Below are 24,848 nucleotides of genomic sequence, written 5' to 3' on the forward strand. Positions count from 1 at the left end.
GATCGTCAGGCCCGCTTGCGTACGCCCTCGGCCAGCTCGGCGGCCAGCGCGCGGACGGCGGCGAGCCCGGCGGCCAGGTCGTCACCGGCGTCCAGTACGCGCTTGACGAAGGCCGATCCGACGATGACGCCGTCGGCGAAGCCCGCCACCTCGGCGGCCTGCGCGGCGTTCGACACCCCGAGCCCGACGCACACCGGCAGGCCGGTCGTGGCGCGGGTGCGCCGCACCAGGTCGGCCGCCTGCTCGCCGACGCTCGCGCGGGTGCCGGTCACGCCCATGAGCGAGGCCGCGTAGACGAAGCCGGAGCCCGCCTCGGTGATGCGCGCCAGCCGCTCGTCGCGGCTGGAGGGCGCGACGACGAAGACCGTCCCGAGACCGTGCTCGGCGGCCGCCTTCCGCCACGTCCCGGACTCCTCGACCGGCAGGTCGGGCAGGATGCACCCGGCGCCGCCCGCCTCGGCCAGCTCGGCGGCGAAGCGCTCGGCACCGTAGCGGTCGACCGGGTTCCAGTACGTCATGACCAGCACCGGCTTGCCGGTGGCCGCGTACGCCTCGCGCACCGTGCGCAGCACGTCGGCGATCCGGACGCCGCCGCGCAGCGCGATGTCGTCGGCGGTCTGGATGACCGGGCCGTCCAGCACCGGGTCGCTGTGCGGCAGCCCGACCTCGACGATGTCGGCGCCGCCGTCGAAGGCCGCCTTGATCGTCTCGATGCCGCCGTCGACGGTCGGGAAGCCCGCGGGGACGTACGCGATCAGCGCGGCGCGGTTCTCGGCCTTCGCGTCCGCGAGCGTCTTGTCCAGCAGTTCGATCGTGCCGCTCACTTGGCCGCCCCCTCAGCGCTCTCGGTGTCGTACAGCCCGAAGTAGCGGGCCGCCGTGTCCATGTCCTTGTCGCCGCGCCCGGAGAGGTTGACCAGGAGCAGGGCCTCCGGGCCCAGCTCGCGGCCCAGCTCCAGCGCGCCGGCCAGCGCGTGCGCGCTCTCGATGGCCGGGATGATGCCCTCGGTGCGCGACAGCAGCCGCAGCGCCTGCATGGCCGCGTCGTCCGTCACCGCGCGGTACTCGGCGCGGCCGGTGTCCTTGAGGTAGGCGTGCTCGGGGCCGACGCCCGGGTAGTCGAGCCCGGCGGAGATCGAGTACGGCTCGGTGATCTGGCCCTCGTCGTCCTGGAGCACGTACGACCGCGAGCCGTGCAGGATGCCGGGCTCGCCCGCGGTCAGCGTCGCCGCGTGCTCGCCGCTCGCCACGCCGTGGCCGGCCGGCTCGCAGCCGACCAGCCGGACGCCGGCGTCCGGCAGGAAGGCGTGGAAGAGGCCCATGGCGTTGGAGCCGCCGCCGACGCAGGCCACCGCCGCGTCGGGCAGCCGCCCGGTGCGCTCCAGCAGCTGGCGGCGGGCCTCGACGCCGATCACCCGGTGGAAGTCGCGCACCAGCGCCGGGAAGGGGTGCGGCCCGGCGACCGTACCGAAGAGGTAGTGGGTGCGGTCGACGTTGGCGACCCAGTCGCGGAAGGCCTCGTTGATGGCGTCCTTGAGCGTGCGGCTGCCCGAGGTGACGGCGATCACCTCGGCGCCGAGCATGCGCATCCGCGCCACGTTCAGGGCCTGCCGCTTCGTGTCGACCTCGCCCATGTAGATCGTGCACTCCAGGCCGAAGAGCGCGCACGCGGTGGCCGTGGCCACGCCGTGCTGGCCCGCGCCGGTCTCGGCGATGACCCGGGTCTTGCCCATCCGCTTGGTGAGCAGGGCCTGGCCCAGCACGTTGTTGATCTTGTGCGAGCCAGTGTGGTTCAGGTCCTCGCGCTTGAGGAAGACCCGCGCGCCACCCGCCTCGGCGCCGAACCGCGGCACCTCGGTGAGCGCGCTCGGCCGGCCGGTGTAGTTGGCCTGGAGGTCGTTCAGCTCGGCGGCGAAGGCGGGGTCCGCCTTCGCCTTCTCGTACTCGGCGGCGACCTCGTCCACGGCGGCGACCAGCGCCTCCGGGATGAACTTGCCGCCGAACGCGCCGAAGTAGCCCTCGGCGCTGGGGATTTGACCCTCCGGGTCGGGGAGGAAGAAGTCGTGCTCTGCTGGCATGGGTGTCCCCTGGTCAGGTGTACGTACGCGCTGCGCGCGGGGCTCGACTCGTCCGGACGCGGGTCCGGATGCGCTTGCCCCGCGGGGCGCGGTGACGGAACGGCACGCGTACGCCGCGGCTCGGCGGCTGCTACGGGTGGCGGTGAGGGCGTGCTTGTGCGGCTGCTGTCGCGCCGCGGCGCCATCGCCTGCCGTTCACCTGGCCGGGCTCGCACCCGATGACGTACCGCACGCGCCGCCCCAGCACCCGGCGCGCCGGCGCCCGGCACCCCCGGGGCCGGCATCCGCGCGCCAGCCGTACGTCCAATGACATGGGCTTCACCTTACCGTGCCGGGTGAGCTTTTTTCGGGGGGGCTGCCCCGACGCCGCCGGGTGCGCCTGCCGCGGGGGGCGAGCGTTTTTGAGGGGCTCGTGGAAGTACCCCCACGCGCGCCTGAAACGGGTGCCCCACGATGCGGCCGCGGCCTGGAAACGCCCGCCGCCCTGTGCAGCAGCCGAAAACGCCCGCCCGGCGGGGGCCGGGATGCCCGGCGGGGCGGAGGTGAGGTCAGTCGCGGCCGGGCCGCAAGGCCGGGTGGGCGCCGGCGGCGACGAGGTCCGCGACCGCGGTGCGGGGGTCGCGCCCGGTGACGAGCGATTCACCCACGAGCACCGCGTCAGCGCCGTCGTTCGCGTAGGCGATGAGATCGTGGGGCCCGCGGACCCCGGACTCCGCGATCTTCACGATGTGGTCCGGGATCTCCGGCGCGACGCGCCCGAAATTGCCGCGGTCGACCTGCAAGGTCTTCAGGTCGCGCGCGTTCACGCCGATGATGCGCGCGCCGGCGTCGACCGCCCGCGCGACCTCCTCCTCGTCGTGCACCTCGACGATCGGGGTGAGGCCGATCGACTCCGCCCGCTCGATGAGCGAGACGAGCGCGGGCTGGTCGAGGGCCGACACGATGAGCAGCGCGAGGTCCGCCCCGTAGGCGCGGGCCTCCCACAGCTGGTAGGCGGAGACGATGAAGTCCTTGCGCAGGACGGGGATGTCGACCTTGGCGCGGACCGCCTCCAGGTCGGCGAGGGAGCCGCCGAAGCGGCGCTGCTCGGTGAGGACGCTGATGACCGCCGCGCCGCCCGCCTCGTAGTCGGCGGCGAGGCCCGCGGGGTCGGCGATCGCGGCGAGCGCGCCCTTGGACGGGCTGGACCGCTTGACCTCGCAGATGACCTTCACGGCGTCGCCGCGGAGGGCCGCGACGCCGTCCTTCGCGTCACGGGCCTTGGCGGCGCGCTCCTTGAGCTCGTCGAGGGACACGCGAGCCTGCCGCTCGGCGAGGTCGGCACGGACTCCGTCGATGATCTCGTCGAGCACACTCACGCGACAGCTCCCTTTCGGCCGGCCGTACAGCGAAATGATCAGGCCGGAGGCGGTGACCACCGACTCCGACGATGGTATCGGGCAGGTGCCCGGCAGCCCGCATCCGGTGATCCGCGGTCCCACCACCTGGACAATCTTGCCCCGGTTGCGAGAACCCGGGGCAAGTTCAGGGCGCGAGTGCCGCCCCGAAGGGCAGGTTCCGGACCACGGTGAAGGCCAGCAGGAGCCCGCACACGGCGTAGAGCGCGGCGGGGGGCAGGGCGGGGTCGAAGCGCCGGCCGCGCAGCGCGCGGAGGAACCACAGCGTCCAGACGGCGGCGAAGACGGCGTACCCGGCGACCGCGGCCGCGTTGCAGCCCAGCGCGGTGCCGAGGTGCCCGTGGGCGAGCGCGTGGGCGCCGCGCAGGCCGCCGCAGCCCGGGCAGTACAGGCCCGTGTAGTGCAGCAGCGGGCACACGGGGTAGTGCCCGGGCTGGTTCGGGTCGACGGCTGCGACGTAGCCGAACCCGGCGAGGACGGCGCCGAGCACACCGAGCGGTACGGCGATCCCGCCGCGTACGCGGGTGGGAGCGGCGGTCGCGGCGTGGGTCACGCCGCCGATCCTCCCCCGCCCTTCGCGGGCCGGCACCCCGGAAGCCTCCGTACGGGTGATGAGGTGGCGGCTGCGCCGCGGGTTGAGCGTTTTCAGCCTGCGGCGGGGCTGGGGGGTGAGCGTTTCCAGCCTGCGGCGGGGCTGGGGGGTGAGCGTTTTCAGGGGCGCGTGGGCGTACCTCCCAGCCCCGACCGGGGCGCGGGTGGTCACCGGCCCGAAGGGGCAGTTGCTCTCGCGTCCGGACCACCGGCCGGTGGGTGGTTGCTCGCGCAGTTCTCCCCCGCAGCTTCGCCTGGAAGGTACCCCCACGCGCCCCTTCGGGGCACGAGCCCCTGCGCAGCGGAAAACGCGGCGGCGCAGCCCGTCCCCCGCGAGGGGAACGGCTGCGCCGGAGGAGGGACGGGGCGGAGCCCCGGAGGGGTCAGGCGTGCGCGGCGGCCTGCTCGCGCTCGCCGCGCTCGCTCGTCGTCGCCGGCACGGTGACCTGCGTCTTGCGGCCCATGCCCATGGACTTCATGATGCCGCCGACCACCGGGCCGAGCAGGGTGACGCCCATGCTGATCCAGAACGGGACCGGGTCCGCGGCCACGATGAAGACACCGGCGGCGCAGAAGCCGACGAAGGAGATGATCACGCCGGTCCAGGCGGCCGGGGTGTGTCCGTGGTCGTAGTGGGCCGCCATGAAGAACTCCCTGATGCTCACACTCGGGGGCGACCTTCGCCTCCTGCTCCGCCCCCATTGTTGCGCGTATCGGGGGCGGAACGTGCAGCGGGGTGGGCGCGCCGGGGTGTGGTGCCGGTCTCAGGCGGCGGGCCCGGTCGGGTCCTCGCCGCGGTCCAGGGCTTTCCACAGGTCCTCCGCGCGGTCGGGGTCGACGGGCGCGGGGCGGCGGGCCGCGGCGGTGGCCCGGGTACGGGCGGGGCGGGCGGCTCCCGGGGCGTCGTAGCGGCTGGACATCGCCGGCCAGGACGGGCCGTACCGCAGCGCGAGCAGCCCGGCGGCGAGCAGCAGCAGGCCGCCGGCGACGGAGACGAAGGGCCAGCCGGTCGTGGTGACGTGCCGGGCGGTGTCGTGCGCGAGGCCCGCGGTGGAGGCGGCGGCCTCGTTCACTGCCGCGTGGCTGCCGCGCCGGGCGAGCGTGGCCGCCACAGTGCCGAGGCCGGTGAGCGCGAGCAGGGCGGAGACGATGTAGCGGCCGGTACGGCGGACGGCGAAGACGGCGACGAGCGAGGCCAGCCCCACGAGGGCGAGCCCGCCGGGGAGCGCGGTCGTGTCCGTGCCGCTGGCGTGCACGGGGAGGTTGGTCTCGCCGAAGGCGGCGTAGCCGCGCGACCAGGTCTTGCTCGCGGCGACCAGCACCAGGCTCGCCCCGAGCGCCCCCGCCGGCAGTGCGACGCCGAGGGTGCGCAACCCGGCGCGCCGCGCGGCCGCGGCGCGGTCCTCCGCGGACGCGGACACGTCGCCGCCCGCGGGCACGGCGGCGGACGCGGACACGTCGCCGCCCGCGGGCACGGCGGCGTCCGGCGCGGACCCGGCGGCAGGGGCGGAGGCGTCGGCGGCGGTTTCTTCGGCGGCGGACTGGCGCGGGACGGAGGTCACCCCACCACTATCCCCTGCCGCCGGGTGGTACCGGCGACCGGGGCCCGCGGCGGCGCGGAACGCGCAGACCGGGACAAGCCGCTCCCACACCCCCTCACCGGGTCCGAGGGCTCCTACCCGGTGTCCTTCCCGTACACGCACGGCGAGGCGCTCAACGACGTGCGGAGCGGCACGAACGGCGAGTGCGCGGGCTCGTACCTCTGCACGGGCGCGGTCGGCTACGACGGCCCGACCGGCATCGGCACCCCGAACGGCCCGACCGCCTCCACCGGCTGACCGGCTGACAGAACGGCCGGGGGGCGGGGCGGGCGTGACGGCCCGCCCCCCGGCATCCGTGAGAGGGATCCGCTACGAGGGCTGCGACGCCCGGGCCGCGCGCGTCATGTGGTTGGCGATCGCGACCGCGCGCAGCACCGCCGCCGCCTTGTTGCGGCACTCGGTGTCCTCCGCCTCCGGGTCGGAGTCGGCGACGACGCCCGCGCCCGCCTGCACGTACGCGACGCCGTCGCGCAGCACCGCGGTGCGGATGGCGATCGCGGTGTCGGAGTCCCCGGCGAAGTCCAGGTAGCCGACGCAGCCGCCGTAGACGCCGCGGCGGACGGGCTCCAGTTCCTCGATGATCTGCATGGCACGCGGCTTGGGCGCGCCCGACAGCGTGCCGGCCGGGAAGCACGCGGTGAGCACGTCGAAGGCGGTGCGGTTCTCGGCCACCCGGCCCGTCACGGTCGAGACGATGTGCATGACGTGCGAGTAGCGCTCGACCGACATGAAGTCGACGACCTCGACGCTGCCCGGCTCGCACACCCGCCCCAGGTCGTTGCGCCCGAGGTCGACGAGCATCAGGTGCTCGGCGCGCTCCTTGGGGTCGGCGAGCAGCTCCTCGGCGAGCGCCGCGTCCGCCTGCGGGGTCGCGCCGCGCGGCCGGGTGCCCGCGATGGGGTGCACCATGGCCTGCCCGTCCTCGACCTTGACGAGCGCCTCGGGGCTGGAGCCGACGACGTCGAAGCCCTCCAGCCGCAGCAGGTACATGTACGGGGAGGGGTTGGTGGTGCGCAGCACGCGGTAGACGTCGAGGGCGCTCGCCACGCAGTCCGTCGTCATCCGCTGCGAGACGACGACCTGGAAGGCCTCGCCCGCGTGGATGCGCTCCTTGATGTCCACGACCGCGCTCTGGTACTCCTGGCCGCCGAAGCCCCAGCTGACGGGGAAGTCGACCGACGCGGGCAGTTCGGCGGGCGGCTGCGGGAGCGCCCGGCCGAGGTCGGCCTGCATCGCGTCGAGGCGGGCGACGGCGTCGGCGTAGGCCTCGTCGACACCGGTGTCCTCGTCGTTGTGGTTGATCGCGTTGGCGATCAGCAGCACCGTGCCGTCCCAGTGGTCCAGCACCGCGAGGTCGGAGGTGAGCAGCATGGTCAGCTCGGGCAGGTCCAGCGGGTCGTGGGTGCTGTCGCCGATGCGCTCCAGGCGGCGCACGATGTCGTAGCCGAGGTAGCCGACCATGCCGCCGGTGAAGGGCGGCATACCGGACGTGAGGTCGCGCGGGGTGTGCAGCGCCTCGACGGTGGCGCGCAGCGCCTGCAGCGGGTCGCCGTCGACGGGCACGCCGACCGGTGGGGAGCCGAGCCAGTGCGCCTGCCCGTCGCGTACGGTCAGCGTCGCCGCCGAGCGCACCCCGACGAAGCTGTAGCGGGACCAGGAACCGCCGCCGGCGCCGCTGTTGGAGCTGGTGTCGGCGGATTCCAGCAGGAAGGTGCCGACCCGCTCGCCGGCGAGCTTGCGGTAGAGCCCGACCGGCGTGTCGCCGTCCGCGAGGAGGCGGCGGCTGACCGGGATGACGCGGCGGTCGACCGCGAGCTTGCGGAACGTGTCCAGGTCCATGGCCGCAGACCTTACTGGCCCGGTGCGGGCAGCAGGACGTCCGCGTCGAAGCACGTGCGGTCCCCGGTGTGGCAGGCGGCGCCGACCTGGTCGACCCGGACGAGCACGGTGTCGCCGTCGCAGTCCAGCGCGACGGACTTGACGTGCTGGACGTGCCCCGAGGTGTCGCCCTTGGTCCAGTACTCGCCGCGGCTGCGGCTCCAGTACGTGCAGCGGCCGGTGGTCAGGGTGCGGTGCAGCGCCTCGTCGTCCATCCAGCCGAGCATCAGCACCTCACCGGTGTCGTACTGCTGGGCGATGGCGGGCACCAGGCCGTCTGCGGTGCGCTTGAGGCGGGCGGCGACGGCGGGGTCGAGCTGGGACATGGGGTCCATGATGCCGCCGTTCGGGGTGCGCGCGGAAATGACGTGTCCGGATGCCGGACCGGGTCCTTCCGGGGTACGCGGCCGGCTCCGGGTGCGCGGCCGGAAGTGGCTGGATCCGTACCGTCACGAGGCCCCGGAAAGCGCGCACCGGCATCGATAACCGGCAAAGGGGATAAGCGGATTGGCTGTAGCCAAGCTGTCGCGGGGTTGTTACTCGCGACCGTCACCCGTATGGGGCATCCTTCGTGCATGGGTTTTCCACCTCCGCCTCCGCACAACGGCCCGCCGCCGCCCCCCGACCAGGGTGGCGGCTTCGGCCCGCCCCAGGGCTTCGGCCCGCCTCCTCCCCCGCCCCCGAACGACGGTTACGGCTACCCGCAGCAGGGCGGCGGCTTCGGCCCGCCCGGGCCCCCCGGACCACCGGCCCCTCCCGGCGGGGGCTACGGCTACCCCGGTGACGGCGGCTACGGCGGCCCCCCGCAGGGCGGCGGCTACGGCGGCCCTCCGCAGGGCGGCGGCTTCGGGCAGGGCGGTTACGGGCCCGGCGGATTCCCGCCGCCCCCGCCGCCGAACAACACCAAGCGCAACGTCTGGATAGCCGTCGGCGCGGTCGTGGTCGTCGGCGCCATCATCGGCATCGCGGTCGCAGCGGGCGGTGGCGACGGCGACAAGAAGCCGAGCGCGAAGGACACGACGTCGATATCGATGCCGACCGCGACGCATCTGCCGACGGACATCCCGTCACCGACGTTCAGCCTGCCCACCGATTTCCCGAGCCTGGACCTGCCGACCGACCTCCCGAGCGACGACAGCTCCGACGAGCCGGACCCGTCCGCGTCGGACTCCCAGGACATCGCGTACATCGTGGTCGACCCGGGCAAGTGCTTCAACGCCCCGTCGATGACGCACACCATCGACGAGGTGCAGGTCGTGTCCTGCACGACGCCGCACGACGCGCAGTCGGTCGCCACCAAGACGCTGTCCGGGACCTTCGCCTCCGAGCAGGACATCCAGGACAAGGCATTCGACCTGTGCAAGGCCGACGCCAAGGCGCACGCGCCGGCGGACGGCAAGGAGTACTACGAGTACGTGCTCTACCCGCAGTTGGTGACGTACGAGATCCAGGGCCGCAAGACGGTCACCTGCGCGCTCAGCATCAACGACGGGACCAACGGCAAGAAGCTCACCAAGAAGCTGGCGTAGCGCCGGGAAATGAAGTAACGCGCCGGTCGCGAGGAGCGGGCGGGAGCGGCGCCGGGGTTCTAACCTGGCGCCATGACGACCCATGCACAGCGTGAACGTCTGCTCCTCGCCGACCTGCTGGAGGCTTCCGGGCCCGACGCGCCGACCCTCTGCGGGAACTGGACGACCCGGGATCTTGCCGCCCATGTCGTCGTACGCGAACGCCGCGGCGACGCGGCGGCCGGCCTGGTCGTGCCGCGACTCGCGGACCGGCTCGAAAGGGTCCGCCGCGAGTACGCGGAGCGCCCGTACGCCGAGCTGATCCGGCTGATCAGGACGGGGCCGCCGCGGCTGTCGCCGTTCGCCCTCAAGCAGCTGGACGAGGCGTCCAACACGGTGGAGTTCTACGTCCACACCGAGGACGTGCGGCGCGCCGCGCCCGAGTGGACCCCGCGGGAGATCGACCCGGTCTTCGCGGACGCACTGTGGAAGCGGCTGGAGCGCGCCGCCCGGATCTTCGGCCGCCGCTCCCCCGTCGGCCTGGTGCTGCGTCGCCCGGACGGCCAGACGGTGGTGGCGCACCGCGGCTCGCCCGTCGTGACCGTCACCGGCGAACCGGCCGAGCTGACGATGTACGCCTTCGGGCGGCAGACGGTCGCGGACGTCACGGCGGAGGGCGAGGCCGACGCGGTGGGCAAGGCGGCGGTCGCGGAACTCGGCGTCTGACCGCCCGGCGGCGTCAGGGGAGCTCGGCGGTCCGCACGGCCGGCAGGAAGGCCGTGAACGCGCCGCCGACGGCCGCGAGCAGGGCGCTGGCCAGGAAGACCGGCGAGGGCCCCAGCGCGCCCGCGGCGGCGGCGAAGAGCGGGTAGGCCAGCGGAGCGAGCCCGAATCCGGTCAGGCTCATCACGGAGGTGACCCGGCCGAGGTAGCCGGGTGCGGTGGCGGTCTGGATCAGCGCGGTCGCGAGCCCCCCGCACACCCCGCAGACCAGCCCGGCCACGAACGCGGTGGCGGCCGCGGCGGCGAGCGCGGGCCAGATCCCGATGAGGCCGAGGGCCGCGCTCCCCACCAGCAGCGTCGCGATCTGCACGGCCCCGGCCCGGCGTATCCGCCCGCGGGCGGCCAGCAGCGCCGCGCTGAGGGCGGCGCCGGCGCCGAACGCGGCGATCACCCAGCCGTAGCCGCTCGCGCCCCAGCCGCGCCGCTCGGCGAGCAGCACCATGCCGACGTTCATCGGACCGGCCAGGCCCAGCTCGCACAGCGCGCCGGACAGCACCAGCGGGCCGACCAGCGGGTGCCGCCGGATGTAGCCGAGCCCGTCGCGCAGCTCCCTCCCCGCGGGTGCCCGGGTCGCCGCGGGGCGCGGGCCGGGGTCGATACGGGTGCCGAGCAGCAGCGGCACGGACGCCGCGAAGAACAGCCCGGCGACCAGGAAGGCCGTGGCGCCGCCGCCCAGGCCCATCGCGAGCCCGCCCGCGGGCGGCCCTGCGACCTGCCCGAGCCGCACCACGAGCGCGCGCAGGCCCTGTACCCGTACGAGCTGGTCGGAGGTGGTGATACGCGGCGGCAGCGCGCCGACGGCGGGCATGAACAGCGCGTCGACCACGCCGAAGGCCAGCGCCAGCGCGACCAGCAGCCACAGCCCCGGCGAGGCCGCCGCGAGCCCGGCCGCGGCGGCGAGGATCAGCACGCAGCGCACCGCGTCGCTGCCGATGACCACCCGGCGCGGCCCGAAGCGGTCGGCGACCACTCCCCCGCCGAGCATGAGGAGCGCCCTCGGCACCGCCCCCGCCGCCATGACCAGGCCGACCTGCGCGGCGGGCACGGCCCGGGCGGCGGCGAAGCCGAGGGCGACGAAGTAGACGGAGTCGCCGAGCATCGAGGCGGTGTAGGCGCCGAGCCAGCGCAGCACGTTGCCGTCCCGGTACGCGGGCCGGCCGGTGCCTGTCGCGGCGGCGGCTGTCGCGGTCGGGGCCATGGGCCGGTCTCCTCAACATCGGGACGGACGGTCGGGGGCGGCGTCGGGAGCGGGGCGTCAGGGGCGGGGCGTCAGGGGCGGAAGGGGAAGCCGTACATCTGCACGGCGACGTGCTCTCGGCCCGCGGTGTCGCCTGCCTCCTCGGCGGCCCGTCCCCGGTCGGTCCAGCGCTGCATCAGCTCGGTGACCTCGTCGGCCATCTGCTGGAGTTCGGCGGCGGTGAGGAGCGGCATGAACTCCGAGGAGAAGGACGCGTCGGTCCACTCCCGCGGCCAGGCCGCCTGCTGGTCGAGGAACTGCTCGTAGCGCTCGGCGCGGGTGGCGAGCAGCTGCCGGGTGACCTGCGCGAGGACGGCGGCGCCTTCCGGGCGGTCGGCGAAGTCGGCGCTGCGGAAGGACCAGCCGCGGTCGGTGGAGACCTTCCACCAGCGCTCGCGGCCGTCCGTGCCGGGGCCCGGGTCCTCGGTGATGAAGCCGTGCGCGGACATCTTCCGCAGGTGGTAGCTGACCAGCGAGACGGCCTCGTCGACCTGGTCGGCCAGATGGGAGGCGGTGGCGCTGCGGGCGGTGAGGAGGGCCCGGTAGAGGCGGATGCGCAAGGGGTGGGTGAAGACCTTGAGCGCGTCGAGGTCGGTGATCTGGTACATGCCACCGGGGGTGCCGGGAGTGCTGTTCTGGTCGCTCACCCCACCGAGGTTAGATACGAAAGAAATATTGCACAACTATATTTGCGCAATATTTCTTTCTCACCTGATCGCGCCCCTCCGCTCCCGGCCGGAGGGCAGGATGCCGCCATGTCTCTTGACGGCACCCGCGCACACCTCAGCGGTCCCGGTGACCTGCCGCCCCTCGTCGAGCGTGCGGCACGGACGGCGACCCGGCTGGACTTCCCCTACTCCTGCCGCCCCGAACAGGGCCGGCTGCTGCACGCGCTCGCGGCGGGCGCGCAGCGCATCGGCGAGACCGGCACCGGTTGCGGGGTGGGCCTGGCCTGGCTGGCCTCCGGCATGCGGAGCGGCGCCACCGCCGTGAGCGTCGAGCAGGACGCGGAGCGCGCGAAGGCGGCGGCGGAGCTCTTCGCGCCGCTCGCGCCCCGGGTCACCGTGCGGCAGGGCGACTGGACGGCGATCGCCGAGCACGGCCCCTTCGACCTGCTCGTCCTCGACGGCGGCGGCCAGGCCAAGGGCGGGGCCGCCGCCGACCCGTCGGCGCTGCTCACCCCGGGCGGCGTCCTGGTCATCGACGACTTCACGCCCTCGCACGGCGCCCCGCCCGTCCACAACGGCGCCCCGGACACCGCCCGGCTGCACTGGCTCGACCACCCGGCCCTGCGGACGGTGGAGATCCCGCTCGCGCCCGACCTGTCGACCCTGGTCTGCACGCGGACCGGCCGCTGAGCCGCGGGGCCGCTACCTGACGGGGTGGCCCGCCTCGCGCAGCGCCGACTTGACCTCGGGGATCCGCAGGTCGCCGAAGTGGAAGACGGAGGCCGCGAGCACCGCGTCCGCTCCCGCCGCGACGGCCGGCGCGAAGTCGTCGAGCCGGCCCGCGCCGCCGGAGGCGATGACCGGCACCGACACCCGGGCGCGCACCGCGGCGATCATCTCGGTGTCGTAGCCGTCCTTCGTGCCGTCGGCGTCCATCGAGTTGAGCAGGATCTCGCCCGCGCCCAGCTCGGCGGCCCGCTCGGCCCACTCGACCGCGTCGATGCCCGTGCCGCGGCGGCCGCCGTGCGTGGTGACCTCGAAGCCCTCGCCGGAGGCGGCGCGCCGGGCGTCGACCGACAGCACGAGCACCTGGCGCCCGAAGCGCTCGGCGATCTCCCGCAGCAGCTCGGGCCGGGCGATGGCCGCGGTGTTGACTCCGACCTTGTCGGCGCCGGCCCGCAGCAGCTTGTCGACGTCGTCGGCGCTGCGCACGCCGCCGCCCACGGTGAGCGGGATGAAGACCTGCTCGGCGGTGCGGCGCACCACGTCGTAGGTGGTCTCGCGGTCGCCGGAGGAGGCGGTGATGTCGAGGAAGGTCAGCTCGTCGGCGCCCTGGGCGTCGTAGAGCCGGGCCATCTCGACCGGGTCGCCGGCGTCGCGCAGGTTCTGGAAGTTGACGCCCTTGACGACCCGTCCGCCGTCCACGTCGAGGCAGGGGATGACGCGTACGGCGAGTGTCATGCCGGGTCTCCTCGGTCTTCTCGTTCTTCTCGGGTTTCTGACTCTTCCCGGGCTCCCCGGGCTCCCCGGGCGTCCCGGGCTTCCCGCGATCCGCCGAACGCCTCGATCTCGACCTGCACCAGCACCCGGGAGTCCGTGAAGCCGGCCACCACCACCATGGTGGACACCGGGCGGACCGCGCCGAGCACCTCGGCGTGGGCGCGGCCCACGTCGTCGGCGTCCCGGGCATGGCTCAGGTACAGCCGGGTGCGGACCACGCTGTCCGCGCCCAGGCCGAACGGTTCGAGCGCGGCGAGCGCGTTGCGCAGCGCCAGCAGCGCCTGCTCGTACGGGCTGCCCTCGCCGCGCACCTCGCCGTCGACGACGGGCAGGGTGCCGGACACCAGGACCCTGTCCCCCGCGGCGACGGCGTGCGCGAAACCGTAGGCCTCCTCCAGCGGACTGCCGGACTGCTCACGCCGTACTGCGGGGTTCGGGGTCATCGGGACACAGCCTCCAGGGCCTCTTCGAGCGTGAACGCCTTCGCGTAGAGCGCCTTTCCCACGATCGCGCCTTCCACGCCCTGCGGGACGAGGGAGGCGATCGCGCGCAGGTCGTCCAGGCTGCTCACGCCGCCGGACGCGACGACCGGGCGGTCGGTGGCCGCGCAGACGCCGGACAGCAGCTCCAGGTTGGGGCCCTGCAGCGTGCCGTCCTTGTTGATGTCGGTCACGACGTAGCGGGCGCAGCCCTCGGAGTCCAGGCGGGCCAGCGTCTCGTAGAGGTCGCCGCCGTCGCGCGTCCAGCCGCGGCCGCGCAGGGTGGTGCCGCGCACGTCGAGGCCCACCGCGATCTTGTCGCCGTACTGCGCGATGACCTTCGCGACCCACTCCGGGGTCTCCAGCGCCGCGGTGCCGAGGTTGACCCGGGTGCAGCCGGTGGCGAGCGCCGCGGCGAGCGTGTCGTCGTCGCGGATGCCGCCGGACAGCTCGACCTTGATGTCCATGCTGCGGGCGACCTCGGCGATCTGCGCCCGGTTGTCGCCGGTGCCGAAGGCCGCGTCCAGGTCGACCAGATGCAGCCACTCCGCGCCCGCGCTCTGCCAGGCGAGTGCGGCGGCCATCGGGTCGCCGTACGACGTCTCGGAGCCGGACTCGCCGTGCACGAGGCGTACGGCCTGGCCGTCGCGGACGTCGACGGCGGGGAGCAGTTCGAGCGTGGTGGTCATCGGGGGTCGTCCTCGGGTCATGGGTGAGCGGTGGGGCTTGGCGGGCGGCGCCCCGGGCAGGGCCGCCGGGCCTAGAAGGTGTCGAGCCAGTTGCGCAGCAGCAGCGCGCCCGCCTCGCCGGACTTCTCCGGGTGGAACTGCGTGGCCCACAGCGGGCCGTTCTCCACCGCGGCGACGAACGGCTCGCCGTGCGTGGACCAGGTCACCTGCGGGCTGCGGATGCGGTCGCTGCGCTCGTCCATCTCCCAGCGGCGCACCGCGTAGGAGTGCACGAAGTAGTAGCGGGTGTCGGCGTCCGTCCCGGCGAAGAGCCGGGAGTCCGCGGGGGCCTTCACCGTGTTCCAGCCCATGTGCGGGACGACGGGCGCCCGCAGCGGCTCCACCGTGCCGGGCCACTCGTCCAGGCCCTCGGTCTCCACGCCGTGCTCGATGCCGCGGGCGAAGAGGATCTGCATGCCGACGCAGATGCCCATGACGGGCCGCCCGCCGGCCAGCCGCCGGCCCACTATCCAGTCGCCGCGGACCTCCTTCAGCCCGGCCATGCACGCCGCGAAGGCGCCCACGCCGGGCACCAGCAGCCCGTCGGCGGCCATGGCCTTGTCGTAGTCGGCGGTGATCTCGACGTCGGCCCCGGCGTGCGCGAGGGCGCGCTCGGCGGAGCGGATGTTGCCGAAGCCGTAGTCCAGTACGACGACGCTCTTGCTCATGTCCGTCCCCCTAGAGCTGGAGCAGACCGGTGACGAGTGCCATCACCGATCCGATGGCCAGCAGCGCGATCAGCGACCTGGACTGCTTCTGCTGCCAGAACGAGTAGACCCCGCCGGCGAGGAACAGCCCCAGCAGGATGAAGAGGGTCGATCCCTTGTTCACGGCTACAGCGCGCCCTTCGTCGACGGCAGGATTCCCGCCGCCCGCGGGTCACGCTCACTGGCGTACCGCAGGGCGCGGGCGAGGGCCTTGAACTGGCACTCGACGATGTGGTGGGCGTTGCGCCCGTAGGGCACGTGGACGTGCAGCGCGATCTGCGCCTGGGCGACGAAGGACTCCAGGATGTGCCGGGTCATCGTGGTGTCGTACGTGCCGATCATCGGCGCCATGGTCTCCGGCTCGGTGTGCACCAGGTACGGGCGGCCGGAGAGGTCGACGGTGACCTGCGCGAGCGACTCGTCGAGCGGGACGGTGCAGTTGCCGAAGCGGTAGATCCCCACCTTGTCGCCGAGCGCCTGCTTGAAGGCGGCGCCGAGCGCGAGGGCGGTGTCCTCGATGGTGTGGTGGGTGTCGATGTGCAGGTCGCCCTCGGTCTTGACCGACAGGTCGAACAGCCCGTGCCGGCCGAGCTGGTCGAGCATGTGGTCGTAGAAACCGACGCCCGTGGACACCGACACCTGCCCGGTGCCGTCCAGGTCGATCTCGACGACCACCGAGGTTTCCTTGGTGGTGCGCTCGATGCGGCCCACGCGGCTCATGCGCGTCTCCTCCGTCATGCTGTGTGCTCCTTGAAGACCGCGCGCGCCGCGTCCAGGAACGCGTCGTTCTCGGCGGGGGTGCCGACCGAGACCCGCAGCCGGCCGGGGACCGAGAGGTCCCGGACCAGCACGCCGTGCGCGAGGATCGCCTCCCAGGCGGTGCGGTTGTCGGCGAAGACGCCGAACTGCACGAAGTTCGCGTCAGAGGCGGTGACCTGGTAGCCGATCGCGGTCAGCTCGCGGACGACGCGGTCGCGCTCGGTCTTGAGCTGCTCGACGTAGCCGAGCAGGGTGTCGGTGTGCTCCAGCGCGGCGAGCGCGGTGGCCTGGGTGACGGCCGACAGGTGGTAGGGCAGCCGGACCAGCTGCACCGCGTCCACCACCGCCGGGTCGGCGGCGAGGTAGCCCAGGCGCAGCCCTGCGGCGCCGAAGGCCTTGGACATGGTGCGGGTCAGCACCAGGTTGGGGCGGCCCTCGATGAGCGGCAGCAGCGACGGCTGGTGCGAGAACTCGCCGTACGCCTCGTCGATCACGACCAGCGCCGGGCCCCGTTCCTGCGCCGCGTCGTACAGCGCGACGACGGTCTCGGCGGAGACGGCCGTGCCGGTCGGGTTGTTGGGCGAGCACACGAACACCACCTCGGGGCGGCGCTCGGCGATCTCCGCGACGGCGGCGGCGAGGTCGATCGTGAAGTCGTCGCGCCGCGGCCCCGAGATCCAGCCGGTGCCGGTGCCGCGGGAGATCAGCGCGTGCATCGAGTACGACGGCTCGAAGCCGATCGCCCGGCGGCCGGGACCGCCGAAGGTCTGCAGCAGCTGCTGGATGATCTCGTTGGAGCCGTTGGCCGCCCACACCTGCTCGGGCGTCACCGCGTGGCCCGCGGTCTTGGCGAGGTACGCGGCGAGCGCGGTGCGCAGCTCGACCGCGTCGCGGTCCGGGTAGCGGTTGAGGCCGCGCGCGGCCTCGGCCACCCGCTCGGCGATCCGGGCGACGAGGGCGTCGGGCAGCGGGTACGGGTTCTCGTTGGTGTTGAGCCGCACGGGCACGTCGAGCTGCGGGGCGCCGTACGGGGACTTGCCGCGCAGCTCGTCGCGGATGGGCAGGTCGTCGATACGGGTCACTGCGCCGCGCCTCCCTCGAACCTGATCTGCACCGCGGCGCCGTGCGCCGGCAGGTCCTCGGCGTTGGCGAGCGTCACGACGTGGCCGGCGACGTCGGCGAGGGCGTCGCGGGAGTAGTCGACGACGTGGATGCCGCGCAGGAAGGACTGCACGGACAGGCCCGAGGAGTGGCAGGCGCAGCCGCCGGTGGGCAGGACGTGGTTGGAACCGGCGCAGTAGTCGCCGAGCGAGACGGGGGCGTGCGGGCCGACGAAGACCGCGCCCGCGTTGCGCACCCGGGCGGCGACGGCGGCGGCGTCCCGGGTCTGGATCTCCAGGTGCTCGGCGGCGTAGGCGTCGACCACCTCCAGGCCCTGGTCGAGGGTGTCGACCAGCACGGTCGCGGACTGCCGGCCGGACAGCGCGGCGGTGATCCGCTCGCGGTGCCGGGCGGCGGCGACCTGGACGTCCAGCTCCTTGTCGACGGCGTCGGCCAGCTCCGCGGAGGTGCTGACCAGCACCGCGGCGGCCAGCGGGTCGTGCTCGGCCTGGCTGATGAGGTCGGCGGCGACGAAGGCGGGGTCGGCGGAGTCGTCGGCGAGGATCGCGATCTCGGTGGGCCCGGCCTCGGCGTCGATGCCGATCCGGCCCTTGAGCAGGCGCTTGGCGGCGGCCACGTAGATGTTGCCGGGGCCGGTGACCAGGTCGACCGGGCGGCAGTCCTCGGTGCCGTAGGCGAACATCGCGACGGCCTGGGCGCCGCCGGCCGCGTACACCTCGGTCACGCCGAGCAGCGCGCACGCCGCGAGGATCGTCGGGTGCGGCAGGCCGCCGAACTCCTTCTGCGAGGGCGAGGACACCGCGATGCCCTCGACGCCCGCCTCCTGCGCAGGCACCACGTTCATCACCACGGAGGACGGGTAGACGGCGATGCCGCCGGGCACGTACAGCCCGACGCGCCGCACCGGGACCCACCGCTCGGTGACCGTGCCGCCGGGCACGACCTGTGTCGTGACGTCCGTACGCCGCTGCTCGCGGTGCACCAGCCGGGCCCGCCGGATCGACTCCTCCAGCGCCGCCCGCACCGCCGGGTCCAGCTCCGCGAGGGCGTCGGTGAGGGCCTGCGCGGGCACCCGCAGCGAGGCGGGGCGCACACCGTCGAAGCGCTCCCCGAAATCGAGCACCGCCGCCGAGCCGCGATGCCGTACGTCGTCGCAGATGGGCCGCACAGCCTCAAGGGCGGCCTCGACGTCGAAGTCGGCACGGGGCAGCAGGTCGCGGTCGATCCCGCCCTCGGGGAAGGCGGCACCGCGCAGATCGATTCGGGAGATCACGCTGCCAAGTGTAGAGACCCGGACAGGCCGCCCGGCCGCGCCATCCACTCCGTGATACGAGCGGTCCCGCCCCGGCCCGGCGGGCACTAGCGTGTCGGCGTCGGGATACGGGGAGGGGACACCGGTGAGTGACGCTGCACACGGGGCGGGGGCGCCGCCGGACTGGACGGCGGTCGAGCAGCGGATGTGGGAGGCCTTCCGGCAGGGCCGCACCCTGGACCTGCGCACCGGAATCGCCGCGGAGGACGACCCGCTGCACGGCCCCGCGTGGGGGGCGGACCGTACGGTACGGGCACAGGTCGTCGCCGAGCTGCTGCTCGCCGGGCCGCCGGCCGCGCCCGGGCGGGTCACCGCGCTCAAGCTCGCCGGGGTGCGGGTCGGCGGACGGCTGATGCTGTCGGGGGCCACCGTCACGCCGTACGTCCAGTTCGACGACTGCCGCTTCGACGAGCACCTGATGCTCCAGGAGTGCCAGGCCGGCAGCATGCGGCTGGTGCGCTGCCGGATCCCGCGGCTGGACGCCGCCCGGCTGCAGATGAGCGGCGACCTGCACCTGCCGCAGTGCCGGATCGACGGGGGCATACGGCTGACCGACGCGCACATCGGCACCGACCTGCTGCTCAACGACGTCACCGTCCGCCCCGGCCGCTCCTCGCGGGCCATCGCCGCCGACGGCCTCACCGTCGGGCAGGACCTGGACGCCGAGCTCATCGACGTCACCGGCGAGCTGAGCCTGCGCAGCGCCCGTATCGGCGGCCGGCTCAGCCTGCGCGGGGCGACGCTGCGCAACCCCGGCGGACGGCAGGCCCTCAACGCCGCCCGCATCGCCGTCGAGCACACCCTCTACCTGTCCGGCGGACGCCGCACCGTCCCCGGCGCCGCCCCCTCCGCCCCGCCCGCCCCGGACACCGAAATCCGCGACTTCACCTGCCACGGCGGGCTGCGCCTCGACGACGGGCGGTTCGGCAACGCCCTCGTCATCTCCCGGGCCCGCTTCCTGACCTCCACCGCGGAGCAGCAGGTCTCGATCCGCCGCATCCAGACCCCGGAGCTGTGCTGGCGGCTGCACCGGGCCCCGAACTGCACCGTCGTGGTCTCGGGCACGGTCGGCAAGCTCAACGACTCCCCCAGAGCCTGGCCCGGCCCCGGGCGGGTGCGCATCACCAGCTTCACGTACGACACCCTCACCCCGCTCGCCGAATTCCCGCTGGCTGCCCGGCTGGAATGGCTCCAGGCGGCCACCCCCGAATTCCGCCCCGAACCCTACGAACGGCTCGCCGCCGCACTGCGCGCCGCCGGCGAGGACGCCGAGGCCCGCGAGGTGCTGCTGGCCCGCCAGCGCCGCCGCCGCGAGACGCTGCCGCTCGCCGGACGCGTCTGGGGCTGGGTCCAGGACGTGACGGTCGGCTACGGCTACCGCCCCGGCCGCGCCGCGATCTGGATGGCGCTGCTGTGGGCGCTCGGCGCGGTGTACTTCGCCCTCCACCCGAGCCCCCAGCCCGCGGACGCGGGCGGCTACCGCCCCCACTGGAGCCCGCCCCTCTACGCCCTGGACCTCCTCCTCCCCGTCATCGACCTCGGCCAGGACAACGCCTGGCGCGAAACGGGAATCGCCCAGTGGGTGGCGTCCGTCCTCACCCTCCTCGGGTGGATGCTCGCCACGACCGCTGCCGCGGGGGCGAGCCGCTTGCTGCGCCGCAGCACGTAGCCCGTGCCGGGCGCGCGTTCCCGAGGCTGCGGCTGCACCGCGGGGCAAGCGTTTGCGCTGCCGCGCGGGGCGGGCGTTCGGGTGCGGCTGCGCCGCGGGGCAAGCGTTCAGCTGCGGCTGCACCGCGGGGCAAGCGTTCAGCTGCGGCTGCACCGCGGGGCAAGCGTTTTTAGGGGCGCGTGGGGGTACCTCCCAGGCGAAGCTCTGGGGGAGGCAGCAACTGCCCCTTCGGGCCGGTGACCACCCGCGCCCCCGTAGGGGCTGGCCGCGCAGTTCCCCGCGCCCCTAAAAACGCTCACCCCGCGCGGCAGCGCACGCTCGCCCGCCAGGGCGGAAACGGGCCGCCCCGCGCGGCACCGCGAAACGCCCACCCGGCGCCGCACCGCGAAACGCGCACCCCGCGCGGCAGCGCGAAACGCTCGCCCCCGGCAGGGCAGCGCACCACGCGGAAGCGGTCAGGACGGGGGCGGGGTCTCCCCGGTCGTGAAGGTCAGGCGGTCGTCGGCCGCGTCGACGGTGACGCGGCCCCCCTCGCCTACGCGGCCGTCGAGGAGGAGGCGGGACAACTGGTTGTCCACCTCGCGCTGGATGGTCCGGCGGAGCGGCCTCGCACCGTACTCCGGCTGGTAACCGTGCCGCGCGAGCCAGTCCACGGCGGAAGCCGTGAAGTCCACCCGCACGCCCTGCGCGTGCATGAGCCGCCGGGTCTGCTCCAGCAGCAGGTCCGTGATCTGCCGCAGCTGCTCCTCGTCGAGCTGCCGGAAGACGACGATCTCGTCGATCCGGTTGAGGAACTCCGGCCGGAAGTGCTCCCGCAGCGGCCGCAGGATCTGCTCGCGCCGGGCCTCCTCGTCGGCGTCCGCGCCGCCGGGGCCGAAGCCGATCCCGGCGCCGCGGCGGGCGATCGCGTCCGAGCCGAGGTTGCTGGTCATGACGATGACGGTGTTGGTGAAGTCCACCGTGCGGCCCTGCGAGTCGGTGAGCCGCCCGTCGTCGAGCACCTGGAGCAGGATGTTGAAGACGTCCGGGTGCGCCTTCTCCACCTCGTCGAGCAGCAGCAGCGAGTACGGGTGCCGCCGCACGACCTCGGTGAGCTGCCCGGCCTCCTCGTGGCCGACGTATCCGGGCGGGGCGCCGACCAGCCGGCTGACGGTGTGCCGCTCCTGGTACTCGCTCATGTCGAGCCGGACCATCCGGTCCTCCTCGCCGAACAGCGCCTCGGCGAGCGCGCGGGCCAGCTCGGTCTTGCCGACGCCGGTCGGGCCCAGGAAGAGGAAGCTGCCGATCGGCCGGTTCGGGCTGCCGAGCCCGGCGCGCGAGCGCAGCACCGCGTCGGCGACGACGGAGACCGCCTCGTCCTGGCCGACGACCCGGCGGTGCAGGTGCTGCGCGAGGCCGAGCAGCCGGTCCTTCTCCTCCTGCGTGATGCTGCTGACCGGGATGCCGGTCTGCCGCGAGACGACCTCGGCGATCGCCTCGGAGGTGACCTCCAGGTCCTGCCCGTCGTCGGCCCGCCCGTCCTCGCCGGCGTCGGCGATCCGCTTCTTGAGGTCGGCGATGCGGTCACGCAGCTGCGTGGCGCGCTCGTAGCTCTCGGCTGCGACGGCCTGGTCCTTGTCCCGCGCGAGCTGCTCGGCCTCGCGCTCCATCGCCCGTACGCCGGTGCCCTTGGTGCGTGAGCGCAGCCGGACGCGGGCGCCCGCCTGGTCGATGAGGTCGATGGCCTTGTCCGGCAGCCGCCGGTCGGTCAGGTAGCGGTCGGAGAGTTCCACCGCGGCGTCGAGGGCCTCGTCGGTGTAGCGGACCTGGTGATGCGCCTCGTAGCGGTCGCGCAGCCCGCGCAGGATCTCCAGGGTGTCGGCGACCGTCGGCTCGGGGATCAGGATCGGCTGGAAGCGGCGGGCGAGCGCCGCGTCCTTCTCGATCCGGCGGTACTCCTCCAGCGTGGTGGCGCCCACGATGTGCAGCTCGCCGCGGGCGAGCGCGGGCTTGAGGATGTTGCCGGCGTCCATGGAGCCGCCCTCGCCGCCCCCGCCGCCGCCCGCGCCCACGACGGTGTGCAGCTCGTCGATGAAGATGACCAGTTCGTCGGAATGTGCGCGGATCTCGCCGACGATGGCGTTCATCCGCTCCTCGAAGTCGCCGCGGTAGCGGGTGCCGGCGACGACCGCGGTGAGGTCCAGCGCGACGACCCGGCGGCCGGTGAGGGTGTCCGGCACGTCCCCGTCCGCGATGTGCTGGGCGAGGCCCTCGACGACGGCGGTCTTGCCGACGCCCGCGTCCCCGATCAGCACCGGGTTGTTCTTGCCGCGCCGCGACAGCACCTCGATGGTCTGCTCGATCTCCTCGTCCCGGCCGATCACCGGGTCGATACGGCCCTGCCGCGCCTGGTCGGTGAGGTCCCGCCCGTACTGGTCGAGCGTCGGTGTGCCGGAGGAGCCGCCGCCGGGCCGCCCCTGCGTCTGCACCCCGCCCGCGGGTCCGCCGCCGCTCTGCTCGGGGGGCAGCCCGGAGGCGGCGAGGCGGGCGGCGTTCAGCATGTGCCCGGCGGCGGACTCCGGATTGGCGGCCAGTGCGCCCAGCAGGTGCTCGGGTCCGATGTAGCCGGCGCCGGAGGCCCGCGCCAGCTCGTGGGCGTCCAGCAGCGCGCGCTTGGCTGCGGGGGTCAGCGACAGCGCGGCGGGCCCGGAGTCGTCCGGCTCCTGCGCGGGCCCGGAGCGCTCGTCGATCTGCGAGGCCAGCGCGTCCGGGTCGGCGCCCGCCCGGCTGAGCAGGTCCCGGGTCGGCTCGGCGGCGAGTGCCGCCCGCAGCAGGTGCTCGGTGTCGAGGTCGTGCCGCCCGTGGTCGGCGGCGTACTGCGCGGCGCCCTCCACCAGCTCCCGGGCGGGCCTGCTGAGCAACCGCCCGATGTCGACCTGCCGGGGAGCGGGCGGGCGGCCGCCGAAGAAGCGGGCGAGGAAGTCGCCGAAGGGATCGTCCTCGGGGCCCGTGAATCCGTTGGTCATCGTGGTTTCCCTCGCTGGCCCGTACGGGCCCTCGCCGCCGTGACCGACCGGTGCGGCGCGCGTGCCGACACCGGGCTGGCACCTGACTTCCCGACCGCGTACCCGGGCGGGGCGTCCTCATGCCACGATGGCACCTCGGGATCCTCCCGGCATATCGGGCGAGCCCCGGCCGCCGGGGGTGCGCCCGGCAGCGGACCTCGGCCCCCGGCGGGCGGAGCAGCGGCGTCCCGCGTGCCCCACCCGTCCACCGCCGTCGCTCGCGCGGCGCGTCCGGAACGGCGGTCCCGCCGAACGGGGGCGCGCGGGGGCGGCCCGCCGCCGTACGCTGGCTCATTGTGACCGACAGGATTCCGCTCTTCCCCCTGGGCACCACCCTCTTCCCGGGCCTCGTCCTTCCGCTGAACGTCTTCGAGGACCGCTACCGCGCCCTCGTCGCCGATCTGCTGGCCCTGCCCGAAGGCACCCCGCGGAGGTTCGGCGTCGTCGCGATCAGGAACGGTCAGGAGGTCGCGCCCACCGGGCAGGAGGGCCGTGCGACCGGCCCGGCCGCCGGGCTCGGGACCGAACCCCTCGCCGCGCTGCACGGCATCGGCTGCATCGCCGACGCGACGGGAGTCGCCGAGCGCGACGGCGGCGGCTACGAACTGGTCGCCACCGGCCTCATCCGCTTCAAGCTCCTCTCCCTCGACCTGAGCGGGCCCTACCTCACCGCGGAGATCGAGGAGATCCCGGAGACGACGGGCAGCGGCGCGGGCGCCCTGGCCTCGGAGGTCACCCGGGTCTTCGGCACCTACCAGAAGCGCCTCGCGGGCGCCCGCGAGCGCACCCTCGCGCCGGGCCAGGAATTCCCCGACGACCCCACCGTGCTCTCCTACCTGGTGGCCGCCGCGCTCATCGCCGAGACGCCCGTCAAGCAGACGCTGCTGGAGGAGCCGGACTCCGCCGCCCGGCTGTCCGCGGAGCTGCGGCTGCTGCGCCGCGAGACCGCGGTCATCGAGAAGCTGCCGTCGCTGCCCGCGGTCGACCTGACCAGCCAGCCGATCAGCGCGAACTGAGGGGACGATGGCGAAGAAGCGCAAAGGGGGTCCCGGCGGCGGGACCCCGGCCACGGTCGCGCTGGAGAGCGCCGGCGCGGACTACACGCTGCACGCGTACGCGCACGACCCCGCATCGGGCCTGTCGTACGGCGAGGAGGCCGCGCACGCGCTCGGGACCAGCCCGGAACGCGTGTTCAAGACCCTCGTCGCCGAGGTCGACGGCGCGCTGACCGTCGCCGTGGTGCCCGTCGCCGGAGCGCTCGACCTCAAGGCGCTCGCCTCCGCGGTGGGCGGCAAGCGCGCGGCGATGGCGGACCCGGCCGCAGCCGAGCGTACGACCGGCTACGTGCGCGGCGGCATCTCCCCGCTGGGCCAGCGCCGCCCCCTCCGCACGGTCCTGGACGCGTCCGCTCTCGCCTTCCCCACGATCTTCGTCTCCGCGGGCAAGCGCGGCCTCGAGGTCGAGCTCGCGCCCGCCGTCCTCCTCGCCCTGACCTCGGGCGTCCAGTCCCCGATCGCCCGGAGCTAGTGCTGTGACCGGGAGGGTTCACCGGCTTGCGACGCCCGGCACGGCACCTCGCTGCGTTGCCGTATCGACCGAGTAGGCCCACGACGAGGCCGATCCGGCGCCTTGCGACGCACCGCACCGGACGCCGCAAGCTACCGGCAAACCCTCCCGGTCACAGCACTAGGCATCTTCTGCTGCGCAGGGCGCTGAAAACGCCCGCCCGGCGGCGCAGCCGCACCCGACAACGCTCACCGTCCTCCGAAGAGGGCAGCGGCCTACTTC

At 74.2% G+C, this 24,848-nt stretch carries 27 protein-coding genes; 7 read left to right on the forward strand and 20 right to left on the reverse strand.

The window, feature by feature from the left end; translation table 11 throughout:
• Positions 1-5: 5 nt before the first annotated feature.
• The 7 genes from trpA to IH54_RS0125935 form a co-directional block, all read right to left on the reverse strand.
• Positions 6-824, reverse strand: a complete 819-nt coding sequence (gene trpA / locus IH54_RS0125910) for a tryptophan synthase subunit alpha (RefSeq protein WP_031521148.1) — start codon at positions 822-824, stop codon at positions 6-8.
• A complete protein-coding gene (trpB, locus tag IH54_RS0125915; protein ID WP_031521150.1) occupies positions 821-2,077 on the reverse strand; it encodes a tryptophan synthase subunit beta in 1,257 nt (418 codons plus the stop codon). Before trpB ends, trpA begins: the two co-directional genes overlap by 4 nt.
• 130 nt (positions 2,078-2,207) lie before the next feature.
• A complete protein-coding gene (gene trpM / locus IH54_RS48140; protein WP_078862520.1) occupies positions 2,208-2,390 on the reverse strand; it encodes a tryptophan biosynthesis modulator TrpM in 183 nt (60 codons plus the stop codon).
• 235 nt (positions 2,391-2,625) lie between these two features.
• Positions 2,626-3,435: an indole-3-glycerol phosphate synthase TrpC gene (trpC, locus tag IH54_RS0125920; RefSeq protein ID WP_031521152.1), complete on the reverse strand. Its 810-nt coding sequence runs from the start codon at positions 3,433-3,435 to the stop codon at positions 2,626-2,628.
• Positions 3,436-3,601: 166 nt separating this feature from the next.
• The gene (locus tag IH54_RS0125925; RefSeq protein ID WP_043182260.1) at positions 3,602-4,036 is read right to left on the reverse strand and encodes a DUF2752 domain-containing protein; all 435 of its coding nucleotides are present in this window, start codon (positions 4,034-4,036) and stop codon (positions 3,602-3,604) included.
• Positions 4,037-4,448: 412 nt separating this feature from the next.
• Positions 4,449-4,709, reverse strand: coding sequence for an HGxxPAAW family protein (locus IH54_RS0125930; protein ID WP_031521156.1), 261 nt, complete (start codon positions 4,707-4,709; stop codon positions 4,449-4,451).
• 120 nt (positions 4,710-4,829) lie between these two features.
• The gene (locus IH54_RS0125935; protein WP_199923463.1) at positions 4,830-5,504 is read right to left on the reverse strand and encodes a TIGR02234 family membrane protein; all 675 of its coding nucleotides are present in this window, start codon (positions 5,502-5,504) and stop codon (positions 4,830-4,832) included.
• 243 nt (positions 5,505-5,747) lie between these two features.
• On the opposite strand from IH54_RS0125935, the gene IH54_RS45695 reads away from it, so the two are divergent.
• On the forward strand, positions 5,748-5,903 hold the full coding sequence (locus tag IH54_RS45695) for a hypothetical protein (RefSeq protein WP_159012068.1): 156 nt from the start codon (positions 5,748-5,750) through the stop codon (positions 5,901-5,903).
• Positions 5,904-5,975: 72 nt separating this feature from the next.
• On the opposite strand, the gene IH54_RS0125945 is transcribed toward IH54_RS45695, so the two are convergent.
• Positions 5,976-7,505 (reverse strand): anthranilate synthase component I, encoded by a 1,530-nt coding sequence (locus IH54_RS0125945; RefSeq protein ID WP_031521162.1) that lies wholly within the window; start codon positions 7,503-7,505, stop codon positions 5,976-5,978.
• 11 nt (positions 7,506-7,516) lie between these two features.
• Positions 7,517-7,879: a phosphoribosyl-AMP cyclohydrolase gene (gene hisI / locus IH54_RS0125950; protein WP_031521164.1), complete on the reverse strand. Its 363-nt coding sequence runs from the start codon at positions 7,877-7,879 to the stop codon at positions 7,517-7,519.
• A 240-nt stretch (positions 7,880-8,119) separates the two neighbouring features.
• On the opposite strand from hisI, the gene IH54_RS0125955 reads away from it, so the two are divergent.
• A complete protein-coding gene (locus IH54_RS0125955) occupies positions 8,120-9,073 on the forward strand; it encodes a hypothetical protein (RefSeq protein ID WP_031521166.1) in 954 nt (317 codons plus the stop codon).
• 72 nt (positions 9,074-9,145) lie between these two features.
• A complete protein-coding gene (locus IH54_RS0125960) occupies positions 9,146-9,778 on the forward strand; it encodes a TIGR03085 family metal-binding protein (protein ID WP_031521168.1) in 633 nt (210 codons plus the stop codon).
• A 13-nt stretch (positions 9,779-9,791) separates the two neighbouring features.
• On the opposite strand, the gene IH54_RS0125965 is transcribed toward IH54_RS0125960, so the two are convergent.
• Together IH54_RS0125965 and IH54_RS0125970 are read right to left on the reverse strand one after the other, a co-directional pair.
• Positions 9,792-11,033, reverse strand: a complete 1,242-nt coding sequence (locus IH54_RS0125965; RefSeq protein ID WP_031521171.1) for an MFS transporter — start codon at positions 11,031-11,033, stop codon at positions 9,792-9,794.
• A gap of 71 nt (positions 11,034-11,104) precedes the next feature.
• Positions 11,105-11,680 carry a winged helix-turn-helix domain-containing protein gene (locus tag IH54_RS0125970; protein WP_031521173.1) on the reverse strand — a complete coding sequence of 192 codons (576 nt, stop codon included), beginning with the start codon at positions 11,678-11,680 and terminating at the stop codon, positions 11,105-11,107.
• Positions 11,681-11,827: 147 nt separating this feature from the next.
• Here IH54_RS0125970 and IH54_RS0125975 point away from each other — a divergent pair, with 147 nt between their 5' ends.
• Positions 11,828-12,430 carry an O-methyltransferase gene (locus IH54_RS0125975; protein WP_031521176.1) on the forward strand — a complete coding sequence of 201 codons (603 nt, stop codon included), beginning with the start codon at positions 11,828-11,830 and terminating at the stop codon, positions 12,428-12,430.
• 12 nt (positions 12,431-12,442) lie between these two features.
• Here the strand turns inward: IH54_RS0125975 and hisF are convergent, their stop codons facing one another.
• From hisF to hisD, 8 genes are all read right to left on the reverse strand, one after another.
• Positions 12,443-13,201 carry an imidazole glycerol phosphate synthase subunit HisF gene (gene hisF, locus IH54_RS0125980; protein WP_031521179.1) on the reverse strand — a complete coding sequence of 253 codons (759 nt, stop codon included), beginning with the start codon at positions 13,199-13,201 and terminating at the stop codon, positions 12,443-12,445.
• Positions 13,198-13,683 (reverse strand): Rid family hydrolase, encoded by a 486-nt coding sequence (locus IH54_RS0125985; protein WP_063762372.1) that lies wholly within the window; start codon positions 13,681-13,683, stop codon positions 13,198-13,200. The genes hisF and IH54_RS0125985 overlap by 4 nt, the downstream gene beginning before the upstream one ends.
• Positions 13,680-14,408, reverse strand: coding sequence for a bifunctional 1-(5-phosphoribosyl)-5-((5-phosphoribosylamino)methylideneamino)imidazole-4-carboxamide isomerase/phosphoribosylanthranilate isomerase PriA (gene priA, locus IH54_RS0125990; RefSeq protein WP_031521184.1), 729 nt, complete (start codon positions 14,406-14,408; stop codon positions 13,680-13,682). The genes IH54_RS0125985 and priA overlap by 4 nt, the downstream gene beginning before the upstream one ends.
• 71 nt (positions 14,409-14,479) lie before the next feature.
• Positions 14,480-15,115, reverse strand: a complete 636-nt coding sequence (gene hisH, locus IH54_RS0125995) for an imidazole glycerol phosphate synthase subunit HisH (RefSeq protein ID WP_031521187.1) — start codon at positions 15,113-15,115, stop codon at positions 14,480-14,482.
• 10 nt (positions 15,116-15,125) lie between these two features.
• Positions 15,126-15,278 carry a hypothetical protein gene (locus IH54_RS46290; protein ID WP_031521189.1) on the reverse strand — a complete coding sequence of 51 codons (153 nt, stop codon included), beginning with the start codon at positions 15,276-15,278 and terminating at the stop codon, positions 15,126-15,128.
• Positions 15,279-15,280: 2 nt separating this feature from the next.
• Positions 15,281-15,874: an imidazoleglycerol-phosphate dehydratase HisB gene (gene hisB, locus IH54_RS0126005; protein ID WP_031521192.1), complete on the reverse strand. Its 594-nt coding sequence runs from the start codon at positions 15,872-15,874 to the stop codon at positions 15,281-15,283.
• 14 nt (positions 15,875-15,888) lie between these two features.
• On the reverse strand, positions 15,889-16,995 hold the full coding sequence (locus IH54_RS0126010; protein ID WP_031521194.1) for a histidinol-phosphate transaminase: 1,107 nt from the start codon (positions 16,993-16,995) through the stop codon (positions 15,889-15,891).
• A complete protein-coding gene (gene hisD, locus IH54_RS0126015; protein WP_031521195.1) occupies positions 16,992-18,308 on the reverse strand; it encodes a histidinol dehydrogenase in 1,317 nt (438 codons plus the stop codon). The genes IH54_RS0126010 and hisD overlap by 4 nt, the downstream gene beginning before the upstream one ends.
• 184 nt (positions 18,309-18,492) lie before the next feature.
• Between hisD and IH54_RS0126020 the strand changes: the two genes are divergently transcribed.
• Positions 18,493-20,016: an oxidoreductase gene (locus tag IH54_RS0126020; RefSeq protein WP_199923464.1), complete on the forward strand. Its 1,524-nt coding sequence runs from the start codon at positions 18,493-18,495 to the stop codon at positions 20,014-20,016.
• A gap of 455 nt (positions 20,017-20,471) precedes the next feature.
• Here the strand turns inward: IH54_RS0126020 and IH54_RS0126025 are convergent, their stop codons facing one another.
• Entirely contained in the window at positions 20,472-23,021 is a 2,550-nt protein-coding gene (locus IH54_RS0126025) for an ATP-dependent Clp protease ATP-binding subunit (protein WP_031521200.1), read from the reverse strand.
• A 332-nt stretch (positions 23,022-23,353) separates the two neighbouring features.
• Here IH54_RS0126025 and IH54_RS0126030 point away from each other — a divergent pair, with 332 nt between their 5' ends.
• Positions 23,354-24,076: an LON peptidase substrate-binding domain-containing protein gene (locus IH54_RS0126030; protein ID WP_031521202.1), complete on the forward strand. Its 723-nt coding sequence runs from the start codon at positions 23,354-23,356 to the stop codon at positions 24,074-24,076.
• 7 nt (positions 24,077-24,083) lie between these two features.
• On the forward strand, positions 24,084-24,587 hold the full coding sequence (gene ybaK / locus IH54_RS0126035) for a Cys-tRNA(Pro) deacylase (protein WP_031521204.1): 504 nt from the start codon (positions 24,084-24,086) through the stop codon (positions 24,585-24,587).
• Positions 24,588-24,848 lie beyond the last annotated feature (261 nt).

This window comes from Streptomyces sp. NRRL F-5123, assembly GCF_000721495.1.
Classification (GTDB): domain Bacteria; phylum Actinomycetota; class Actinomycetes; order Streptomycetales; family Streptomycetaceae; genus Actinacidiphila.